This is a genomic window from Plasticicumulans sp. (assembly GCF_035331805.1).
Classification (GTDB): domain Bacteria; phylum Pseudomonadota; class Gammaproteobacteria; order Competibacterales; family Competibacteraceae; genus Plasticicumulans.
Genome location: NZ_DAOLKE010000046.1, coordinates 1 through 9,525, shown reverse-complemented (window position 1 = coordinate 9,525; position 9,525 = coordinate 1). Strand labels below are relative to the sequence as shown.

12 protein-coding genes and 1 pseudogene are annotated in these 9,525 nt (G+C 71.1%); 5 read left to right on the top strand and 8 right to left on the bottom strand.

What is annotated here, in order from left to right:
• Nucleotides 1-116: 116 nt before the first annotated feature.
• From PKE44_RS05515 to PKE44_RS05500, 4 genes are all read right to left on the bottom strand, one after another.
• Entirely contained in the window at nt 117-317 is a 201-nt protein-coding gene (locus tag PKE44_RS05515) for a hypothetical protein (protein ID WP_324548845.1), read from the bottom strand.
• Between the two features lie 231 nt (nt 318-548).
• The gene (locus PKE44_RS05510; RefSeq protein ID WP_324548843.1) at nt 549-1,025 is read right to left on the bottom strand and encodes a hypothetical protein; all 477 of its coding nucleotides are present in this window, start codon (nt 1,023-1,025) and stop codon (nt 549-551) included.
• The gene (locus tag PKE44_RS05505; RefSeq protein WP_324548841.1) at nt 1,006-1,236 is read right to left on the bottom strand and encodes a hypothetical protein; all 231 of its coding nucleotides are present in this window, start codon (nt 1,234-1,236) and stop codon (nt 1,006-1,008) included. The genes PKE44_RS05510 and PKE44_RS05505 overlap by 20 nt, the downstream gene beginning before the upstream one ends.
• A gap of 85 nt (nt 1,237-1,321) precedes the next feature.
• Nucleotides 1,322-1,846 (bottom strand): hypothetical protein, encoded by a 525-nt coding sequence (locus PKE44_RS05500; RefSeq protein ID WP_324548839.1) that lies wholly within the window; start codon nt 1,844-1,846, stop codon nt 1,322-1,324.
• Nucleotides 1,847-2,026: 180 nt separating this feature from the next.
• Between PKE44_RS05500 and PKE44_RS05495 the strand changes: the two genes are divergently transcribed.
• The 3 genes from PKE44_RS05495 to PKE44_RS05485 all read left to right on the top strand — a co-directional run bounded on the left by PKE44_RS05495 (nt 2,027) and on the right by PKE44_RS05485 (nt 4,202).
• Entirely contained in the window at nt 2,027-2,773 is a 747-nt protein-coding gene (locus PKE44_RS05495; protein WP_324548837.1) for an SDR family oxidoreductase, read from the top strand.
• A 41-nt stretch (nt 2,774-2,814) separates the two neighbouring features.
• The gene (locus PKE44_RS05490; RefSeq protein WP_324548834.1) at nt 2,815-3,546 is read left to right on the top strand and encodes an SDR family NAD(P)-dependent oxidoreductase; all 732 of its coding nucleotides are present in this window, start codon (nt 2,815-2,817) and stop codon (nt 3,544-3,546) included.
• Nucleotides 3,547-3,794: 248 nt separating this feature from the next.
• A complete protein-coding gene (locus PKE44_RS05485) occupies nt 3,795-4,202 on the top strand; it encodes a hypothetical protein (RefSeq protein WP_324548832.1) in 408 nt (135 codons plus the stop codon).
• A 94-nt stretch (nt 4,203-4,296) separates the two neighbouring features.
• On the opposite strand, the gene PKE44_RS05480 is transcribed toward PKE44_RS05485, so the two are convergent.
• Both PKE44_RS05480 and PKE44_RS05475 read right to left on the bottom strand, forming a co-directional pair.
• Entirely contained in the window at nt 4,297-5,391 is a 1,095-nt protein-coding gene (locus tag PKE44_RS05480; protein WP_324548830.1) for a helix-hairpin-helix domain-containing protein, read from the bottom strand.
• A gap of 366 nt (nt 5,392-5,757) precedes the next feature.
• Complete coding sequence (locus PKE44_RS05475) at nt 5,758-6,309, bottom strand: YdcF family protein (protein WP_324548828.1); 552 nt, start codon at nt 6,307-6,309, stop codon at nt 5,758-5,760.
• 72 nt (nt 6,310-6,381) lie between these two features.
• On the opposite strand from PKE44_RS05475, the gene PKE44_RS05470 reads away from it, so the two are divergent.
• Nucleotides 6,382-7,308, top strand: a complete 927-nt coding sequence (locus PKE44_RS05470; RefSeq protein WP_324548826.1) for a hypothetical protein — start codon at nt 6,382-6,384, stop codon at nt 7,306-7,308.
• 80 nt (nt 7,309-7,388) lie between these two features.
• Here the strand turns inward: PKE44_RS05470 and efp are convergent, their stop codons facing one another.
• Entirely contained in the window at nt 7,389-7,952 is a 564-nt protein-coding gene (gene efp / locus PKE44_RS05465) for an elongation factor P (protein WP_324548824.1), read from the bottom strand.
• A gap of 34 nt (nt 7,953-7,986) precedes the next feature.
• A complete protein-coding gene (gene earP / locus PKE44_RS05460) occupies nt 7,987-9,129 on the bottom strand; it encodes an elongation factor P maturation arginine rhamnosyltransferase EarP (protein ID WP_324548822.1) in 1,143 nt (380 codons plus the stop codon).
• 93 nt (nt 9,130-9,222) lie between these two features.
• Between earP and PKE44_RS05455 the strand changes: the two are divergent.
• Nucleotides 9,223-9,525: pseudogene (locus PKE44_RS05455) on the top strand (hypothetical protein); the annotation flags it as partial.

The window sequence follows — 9,525 nt, the reverse complement described above, 5'->3', positions numbered from 1 at the left end:
AACCCATCCAGATGGAGTCGGGGCGGTCGGCATCCTGCCGCCGCCCCGCCTTTTTTGCCTGCCGCACGTCCGTGTACGGTCAGCTCCGGGTTCCCCCTCCCGAATGACTTGCCGTCTCAGCCGAGCGGCTGGATGGCGATGACCTTGCGCTCCTGTGCGCTCTCCTGAAACTTCAGGCCGTCGAAATACGCGCCGAGCGGGCAGACCTGTCCCGGCACGCAGCTGTGTTCGTGTGCGCATTCCTTCTGGGTCGAGTCGAGCAGCACGATCTGCTGGCAGACCGGACAGCGTTCAAACGGCGAGTCGAAGGTACACATGATGGCTCTCCTCTCATTGGTGCTCTGTGGTTCGTGATTCGAAAATCCGATCCCGCGCATCCCTGTCTATCGTTGTATCTGCGTGTCTGCCCACATTTGCTCACAATCTGCCGGGCTTTTCATTGACCGGGATCAGGATTGCGAATCACGTCCACGCCCCGGCTGCCGCACATCAATGCCGGCGGTGCCGAAACGGCGTGAACTGGAAATTCGTCCTGCGAGAACCCGGGCTCAGCGCCCGGCCGGCGTCGGTGTCAGATGCAGCTCCGCGGGCCAGCCGGCACAGCCGTGCAGGCAGCGCAACCGCAATCCGCCGGCCGCGCGCACGGCCTGCCAGCGACTGGGCCCGGGTGCGAGGCCGGCCACCGGCGGCAGCTCGGCCCGGTGCCCGGCAAGCGCATCCGCGCCGGCGACCGGCCCGCGATAGGCGGCCGGAGCCGGCCAGTCGAGCCACAGGCCGTCATCGGCTTCCCGGACCGATCCGGCACTGACCACGTAGCGCCGGCCATCGGCCAGCGTGCCGTAGAGCACGGCCTGCAGGTGTCCAGCCGGGGAGTCCACCAGCGCCAGCCGGTGCAGGCCGGGGGCATCGGCCCAGAGGCCGGTGAACGGCGACGGCTCTGCTGCCGCACCCGCCTGGCAGCAGAGTGCGAGCAGCAGGCCCGTCCGGCCCCGGAGGGCCGGGCGCTCAGTAGCGGCGATGGCCATGCCCCCAGCCGCCGTGATTGTGATAAGGCCGGTAATAAGGGCGAGGATAAGGCCGGTAATCGCGGTAATAAGGCCGGTAGTACGGCCGCACGACCACCGGCGGCGCGACGACCACGGGCGCGGGGGCGTAGCTGTAGGCCGGCGGCGCCGGCGAATAGGCCGGGGCGTAGCCGTAGCCGTAGCCGTAGCCGTAATCGGGCGCGACCGCCACGCAGCCGCCTGTCAGGGCCAGCAGGATGCCTGCAAGCCCCCAGCGGACAAGGGCCGGCCTCCGGACTTCAGGCTGCCGGACGGCATCAGTCATACGGACGTGTTTCACCGTTACCACCCTGGGCCCTGCGCATGCGGTCCGTCCATTCCAAATCGGTACGCCGGCCGGAAGAGGCCCGATGATCGCCGGAATCCCGGGACCGGTCCTGATCGCGGCGGGCTTCGCGATGCTCATCGCCGCGACCGTCATTGCGCGAGCGCCGGTCATCATCGCGGTAATCGCGACCGCGCCGGTCACGGTCGTGGTCATGCCAGTCGCGATCCCGCCGCGCATGCGAGTATCCGCGGTCGTAGTAATACGCCTGGACCCGGGGAGTCGGCCGGTAATAGCTGCCGCCGTAGTAATCCGGCTGCGTGTACACCGGCCTGCTTTCATAATACGAATTTCTTTCTTCGTAATACGGCGAGCCGCCGTAGTAGGCCGGCTCGACGCAGCCGCCGAGCACGAGCAGGCAGCCGGCCAGCCAGACGCCGCGCCGCAGGCGCTGGCGACACGAAGCAACGCACGCGCCGGCTGGCGCGCACGTCCGGGAATCGCAGGGAGTGGTCATGATCGAACCTCGGCAGCGCCGGGCACGGAAGGGAGAACACCGGCCAGGATTCAGACACGGCACACGCCCCGGTGGTTGCGTGCGTCAGACGGTCAGTATGGCGCAGCAGGGCCAGCGGCAGCGGCCCGTCACCGCTTGCGACATACTCGCGCCCCTGCCCCGCGCCCGGAGCCTGCCCGCATGCCGAATCCCCCGCCCGCCCCCTGCCTGCCCGGTCTTGCCGGCAAGGTGGCGATCGTCACCGGTCATCGCACCGGCATCGGCGCTGCGACCGCCGCGCTGCTCGAAGGGCTCGGCGTGCAGGTGCACGGCTTCGACCTGCCCGAGGTCGATCTCGCCGATCTGGAATCGATCGCCGGACACGTCGAGACCGTGGCCGCGCGCGCCGGCCGGCTCGATCTGCTCGTCAACAATGCCGGCGTGACGCTGATCGGCAGCGTCACCGACACGCCGCTCGCCGAAGCACGGCGCGTGCTCGACGTGAACCTGCTCGCCCCCTTCCTGCTGATGCAGGCGGTGATTCCGCACCTGATCGCGGCCGGAGGCGGCGCGATCGTCAACGTCGCCAGCGATCAGGCCTTCGTCGGCAAGAAGGGCTCGGCGATCTACGGCGCCAGCAAGGCCGCGCTCGCACAGCTTGCGCGCAGCGCCGCGCTCGACTGGGCTGCGCACGGCATCCGCGTCAACGCCATCGCCCCCGGCAGCACCGACACGCCGATGCTGCGTCAGGTGTTCGCCGACCTGCGCCGGCGCTACCCGGAGGCCTTCCCCGTCGAGGGCGCCGAGGCCTACGTCGGCGCGATCCCGCTCGGGCGGCTGGCCGAGCCGCGCGAGATCGCGTGGACGATCGCGTTTCTCGCCTCGGACGCCGCCTCGTTCATCACCGGTACCGTGCTGGCGGTCGACGGCGGCTTCACGGCTGCCTGAACCGGATCAGCGGCTGATTCGATGACAAGATGAACCATACGATGACAAAAAATGCAGACACCCCGGTCGTACTGGTCACCGGCGCCTCGCGCGGCATCGGGCTGGCGATCGTGCAGGCCTTTGCCGGCGCCGGCTGGCGCACGGCCGGCTGCGCGCGCACGCCAGGCCCGGCACTGTCCGCAGCCGCCGATCTGGTGCAGGGCTGTGACGTGAGCGACGGCGCGGCCGTGCACGCGCTGGTCGAGGCGGTGCTCGGGCGCTTCGGCCGGCTCGATGCGCTGGTCTGCAATGCCGGCCTCGCCGGCAGCAATCCGGTCGGCTCCGAGGACGACGATGCGCGCTGGCGCGCCATCCTCGCGACCAACCTCGACGGCACCTGGCACGCCTGCCGCGCCGCGCTGCCGCGGCTGCCCGATGGACACGGCCGCATCGTCAACATCGCCTCGGTGCTGGCACTGCGCGGCGTGGCGGACCAGCCGGCCTACTGCGCGGCCAAGCACGGCGTGCTCGGGCTGACGCGCTCGCTGGCGCTGCAGGCGGCGGCGCGCGGCATCACCGTCAACGCCATCTGTCCGGGCTGGACGCGCACGGCGATGGCCGAGGCCCGCTACGCCGAACTCGGCATCGACGCCGCGCAGGCCGCCGCCGGCGTGCCGCTCGGGCGCATCGTCGAGCCCGCGGAGGTCGCGGCGCTGGCGCTCTGGCTGTGCTCGCCGGCGGCCGGCGCCATCACCGGCCAGGCGCTGACCATCGACGGCGGCACGCTCGCCTGAAGCCGTCGACGGCGCTCAAGTCCGGACGGATCCGGACGATCATGTGACTAAACTTTACGAAAAATCCTCCGGCGGCAGAGCGGAGGTCGCCGGCGCGCTCCAGCGCGATATCCGGTGCGCCGTGGATCGGTCCCGGAGCGGACCTGCCAGGAGGCCGGTGCCGACCGGACAGCCCGGCCGGTGATCGTCCAGACAAGACGTTCCGGCGGACTCGCGCCGGCGCGCGGGTTCCGACGATGTCCCTGTCCATGTCCTGGTTTCTCGCCCTGCTGGTGGCTGCCCTGTCGGCCTGGATGATCCGGGTGTTCGTGCGTCTGCCGCCGCGCGTCGAACGCACGCGCACGCCCGCACCCGCGGCCGGTCGCGCGCAGCCCTGGCAGGCGGTCCGCATCGTGCCCGGCGCCGGCGCCTGTGCGGCTGCCCACGCGCAGGCCGCCCGGCTGTACCCGCCCGGCCACGCACCGCTGATGCCGCTCGCCGATGGCGGCTGCGAGCACTGCCATTGCCAGTACGAAACCATCCAGGACCGGCGCCGCGGCGAACGGCGCAGCGGCATGGACCGGCGCACCGGCCTGCGCTACGAGCCGGATCACTCGGACCGGCGCGCCAGCCGCGAGCGCCGGCGCACATTCGGCTGGAGCGGCCTCCCCACCTGATCCCGTGACCTGATCTGATCCCGGGACGAATCTCCCGCCGCCGCGCCGCCGCCCGTGCAGCGGGCGACCACCGGCCGCATGAGACGCGGCCGGCTTACAGCGTCAGCTGCGCACGCAGCTTTTCGAGCAGCTTGGCGCCAACGCCCTTGGCCCGCAGCAGATCGTCGAGGCTCGCATACGGGCGGGCGGCGACGATGGCGGCAGCGACGGTCTTCGAAATGCCCTTGACCTCGGCCAGCGCGGTCACCGTCGAGGTGTTCACCGACACCGCCGGTCCCGACGCCGCGGCCTTTGCCTTCCTGGCCTTGGCCTTGGCCGGCTTCACGGCCGGTGCAGGCTCGACGACCGCAGGCGCGGCGGCCGGCGCCTCGATGACCGGCGCTTCGGCAAGCGGAGCGGTTTCGACGGCCGGGGCTTGCGCCACCGGGGCGGCGGCCAGCGGCGCGGCAGTGCCCGAGGGCGCGAAGGCGGTGTAGTCACGCGTGACCCAGCCGGCGGCCGTCCACTCGCGCAGCATCAGCACCGGATACCAGACGCCGTCCGGCTGGCCGGCACAGCTCAGCGTGAAGGTCAGGCCGTCGAGCGCGCAGCCACCGGCCAGCGTGCCGAGATCGACGCCGGCGAGCTTGCTGCCGGCGAACGCATCGGCACCGGCATACGGCGCGGCGAGCGCCCAGAACTCAAGCGCGAGCGAACCGCTGAGGTTGTCGGCCGGACGCGGGTTGGCGACCGATCCGACTTCGAGCGTGACGCTGCCGCCGTCGATCCGGTAGCCGACCGTGCCGCCGAGGCGCGGCAGCACGAAGCGTTCGGCGTGCGGATAGTTCGCATAGTCGTGGATCGCCGCGAAGTGGCCGTCGTCGCCGCTGGCGAGCACGAGCACCATCGCATGCTCGCCGGCCCCGGCCGGCGGCAGCGCCGTCGTGGTCGCATCGAGCCAGGCCGGCGCCTCGGCCGCCACCGCGGCGCGCACCTCGGCGATCTTGGTCCCGTGCAGTTCACCGCCGGCAAACGGCGTCGCGCAGGCCCAGAGCTGCACGGCCCATTCGGCATTGGCCACCGGCACGGCATCGACGGCGATCTGCGCGTACAGACGCACCAGATCACCATCGAAGGCGTAACCGTGGCAGGGTTCGATATGGGCGGCAGACGTGGCGACGGTGTTCGGAACGATATTCTGAGCTGGCATTTCGGCAATGTTCCCAATACCCGGAAAGGGCGGGGGATTATACAGATTCTGCTTCCGATGAAAATGCACGCGCTTCCGGATGCCGGCTATTGGCTGGCAATTCCCGGACACGGCACGGTAATTTTTCCCCTTTACCATCAGCAGGCTGGACACCGGCACACCGGCCATGACGCAGTGCGCCGGTATTGCCGGGACCGGTGCGGACAAACCGGATTTGTCCGTACCGGAAATGCCCGGGCCAGCGCTCATGCTGATTTGCGCCAACCTGGTGCAATTGCCGAAACCACCGGTGTCGACCGGCTGCCGGCGCCCGGGAGATTGCCGGCAATCGTCATGCGCAGTACCGGTGTCGGGACGATCACCCGTTCAATCGCCGGCGGCCTGCCGGCTTTCTGCACCGTTACGGCGCAGAATGGCCGCGGCAGCCCGCATGAGCATCATCCCGCAGGCGAGTCCCTCACGCAGCGCCAGGGCGAGGCGCCGGCCCCGGCCGCGTCCGGGCGGATGCCCCGGACCGCTGACGGCAACGACCGGCAGCCCGTTCAGCCGGCAGGCGAGCCGGGCGCGCGGCAGGTGATAGCGCTCGGTCACCAGCAGCGCCGTGCGCCAGCCATGCCTGCGCAGCAGTGCTGCGCTGAACTGCGCGTTCTGCCAGGTGTTGCGCGCGCAGTCCTCCTCGACGATGCACTGCGCCGGCACTCCGGCAGCGCGCGCGCATCCGGCCATCACCGCGGCTTCGCTGCGCGTGCCGGCAACGAGTCCGCCCGAGCACAGCAGCCAGCGCCCGCGCCCGGCCTGCCACAGCGCGACGGCGTGTTCGATGCGCCGCAGCAGCGCCGGCCCCGGCGAGCCGTCCGCCGCCAGCGCCGCACCGAACACGATGATGACGTCGACTCCCCCGGCTTCGATCTCACGCATGCGCGACTAAGCTCGGCGACGGCCGCACGCGCACCGGCAGTCCGCCGGCGCGGCGCAGGCCCGGAGTCCGCGATGCGCGCCAGCTCGACGCTCGAAGGCCGGTTTGCCCAGATCCACGTGGATGCCGCGCGCAATGCCACCGACGACTTCAATCCCTTCCACGATCCGCACCACTGGCAGCGCATCGTCGCCAACCCGTTCCCGGGTCCGCTGGTGCTCGGCTTCCAGCTCGAAGCCCTGATCGAGTATCTGTGGCAGACCCATCCGGCCCGTGACGAGGACGCGGCCTGGGCCGCGGCGCACGGCCTGCACTGGACGAACTGGGATCTGTCCTTCGCCGGCGCGCTGTGTCCGGGCGAGGCGTTCACGGCCGAAGTGCGCGCGGCGGCCCGGCGCGAGACTCCGGAGCCGGGGCTGTCGCGCCGGCTGCTGATCCGCAAGGCCGACAGCCTGGTGCTGGCCGGCTGGCTGCGCCAGAGCGCCGAAGCGCTGTACGAGCCGGGCCTGAGCTGCGCGCCCTTCCCCGGGCCGCTGCGCGCGCAGCCCGACCGCTGCCAGCGCGGCCCCTGGTTCCTGAAGCGCAAGTTCGCGAGCGTCGGCCACGCCAAGAACTTCCTCGCCGGCGCGCTGGCCGACCAGGCGCTGTGGTTCGACGAACTGGCACCGCGCTCGGTGTTCCCGCAGACCTACGCCGCGGCGCTGCTCTCGTGTGCGCTGCTCGAACAGGCGACGGCGGCCGGGCATGACTTCTGCGCCGAACCGCTCGTGTATACCGCGCATCACCTGAGCATCCTCGCGCCGGCCGTGGCCGGGCTGCGCAGCAACGATGCGCTGCACCTGCTCGTGCACGGCCCCGAGCTGCTCGCGGCCGGCAGCGGGCTCGGCATCGGCATCGAGCAGACGCGCTACGCCGGCCTCGTCTACGCCGGCACGCCGGAGCGCCTGCTGCTGCGTGGCGAACTGCTGCTCGCGCCGCTGTCGGCGATCACCGGCGGATAGCGGCTGCCCAGACGCATCGCCCCCGATCGCGGACGGCGACCGGGGGCGAGGGCGGACACATCCGGCGGGGGTGACCGGCTTCACGCGCGCTTGCGGAACTCGCTGGTGCGCGTGTCGATTTCGATCTTCTCGCCGGTCTCGACGAAGGCCGGCACCTGCAGTTCGTAGCCGCTGCCCTTGAGGCGCGCGAGCTTCATGACCTTGCCCGAGGTGTCACCGCGTGCGGCCGGCTCGGTGTATTCGACCTCGCGCACGACGATGGTCGGCAGTTCCATCGAGATGACCTTGCCTTCGTAGAAGGTCACTTCGCAGACATCTTCCATGCCGTCGACGATGTAGTGGACGGCATCGCCGAGATCGTCGCGCTCGATCTCGTACTGGTTGTATTCGGCGTCCATGAACACGAACATCGGATCGGCGTAGTACGAGTACGTGCATTCCTTCTTGTCGAGGATGACGACATCGAACTTCTCGTCGGCCTTGTAGACCGTCTCGGTGCCGGAACCCGACAGCAGGTTCTTCAGCTTCATCTTCACGACCGCGGCGTTGCGGCCGGACTTGTTGAACTCAGCCTTCTGCACGACCATCGGCTGACCGTCGACCAGAATGACGGCGCCGGCGCGGATTTCCTGAGCGGTTTTCATCGGGTGATCCTGGTGGGTTGGGTGTAAAAACTGCTTATTCTATCTTCGATTGCGCGAACGCCACCAGCGCGGCCGCAAGCTCCGGCCCTTCCGCCAGCCGCCCGGCAAAACGCCCGGCCTGCACCTCCAGCGCCGGCAGCGCCGCGCGCAGCGCCGGCCAGTGCGCCGCGAAATCCGCCTCCCGGTTCCAGGCCCGGTGCGCTGCGCGCGCAGCGCCGGCGGCCCCGGCCTCCAGCCCGTCCAGCGCCCGCGCGAGCCAGGCTTCGAGCTTGTCGAGGTGCGCCTCCCCGTCCTGCCGGTAGGCCTGCCACAGCAGCGGCCGGCGCGCCCAGTGCGCGCGCACGAAGCTGTCCTCGCCGCGCACGACGTTGAGATGGCTGCTCCACAGCAGCCGGTCGTAGTCGTCCTGCGCGAGGAAGGGCAGCGCGTGGATGCTCAGCGCAGCGCGCGTGCGCGTTTCGCCGGGCGCAAGCGGCGCCCCGAGCCAGTCGCCGAGCGCACGCAGCGTGCGTCCGTCCGGCACCAGCGCGAGCCACGGCTCATCGCCCGCTGCGAGCGCCTCCAGCCAGCCCGGCAGTGCGGCATTGCCGTACGTGAACAGCGACAGCCGCCGCGCCGCCGCCGGCCCCGTCACGCCCTGCGCGGCCAGCCACGCACGCGCGGCCCGCTCATCCCACTGCGCGCACGCCGCATCGGCGCCGATCAGGCCACCGGTCGCCGGCGTGAAGCCCGGAAAGAAGAAGTAGCGCGTCCGCCCGCCCGGCTGCGCACTGCCGAGCCCGTGGCAGCCCTCGACCCAGGCTTCGGCCGACAGGTATTCGAGGTTCAGCCACAGCGACCGGCGCGCCTGCAGCGCGGCACGCGCGGGCGCCGGCAGTTCGCAGGCGAAGGCTTCGACGACCACGTCGCCGGCATCGGCGCACTCGGCCGCTTCCAGAGATTCCCGCCAGTGCCGGATCTCGACGCCGGCCACGACCTGGTGCGCCGCCTGCGCGTCGATCGCCGGCCACAGCCGCGCGAGCACCGCCGGGGCGTCGATCCACAGCCGCACCCGCTGGCCGTGCACCGCGACCAGCCTGCGCGCCAGCCGCCAGCAGACGCCGGCATCGCCATAGTTGTCGATGACGTGGCACCAGAGATCCCAGCGCAGGGCGGGTGATGGAAGGATCGGCTGCACACCGGTGTACTCCGCAGGCCGCAAAGGCCGGGCACTGTATCGCTGCGACCCGCCGGCTGCGTACCTGCCACCGGCCTCCCCGGAGATTCCTGCATGCCCCCCGCCCGCCTGCTGCCCTCGCTGTCCGTGCTGCTGCTCGCCGTCAGCGGCTGCGCGACGCTGCCGCCCGCGCCCGGCACGGCCACGATCCCGGCCGAATGCACGACCCTGGTCACGGCGCTCGATGCCGCCGCGCCCGGTTCGCCATCGACCCCGCGTGCCGTGCCCGGCTGGCCGGGGCTGGCGGCCGACCGCTTTCTGGCGGGTTTCGATCCGGCAACGCTGCCGGCCCCGGCCATCGATGCCTGGCGCCAGCGCCTGGCCGGGGCCGGGCGCGAGCGCGAAGCGCTGCAGCGT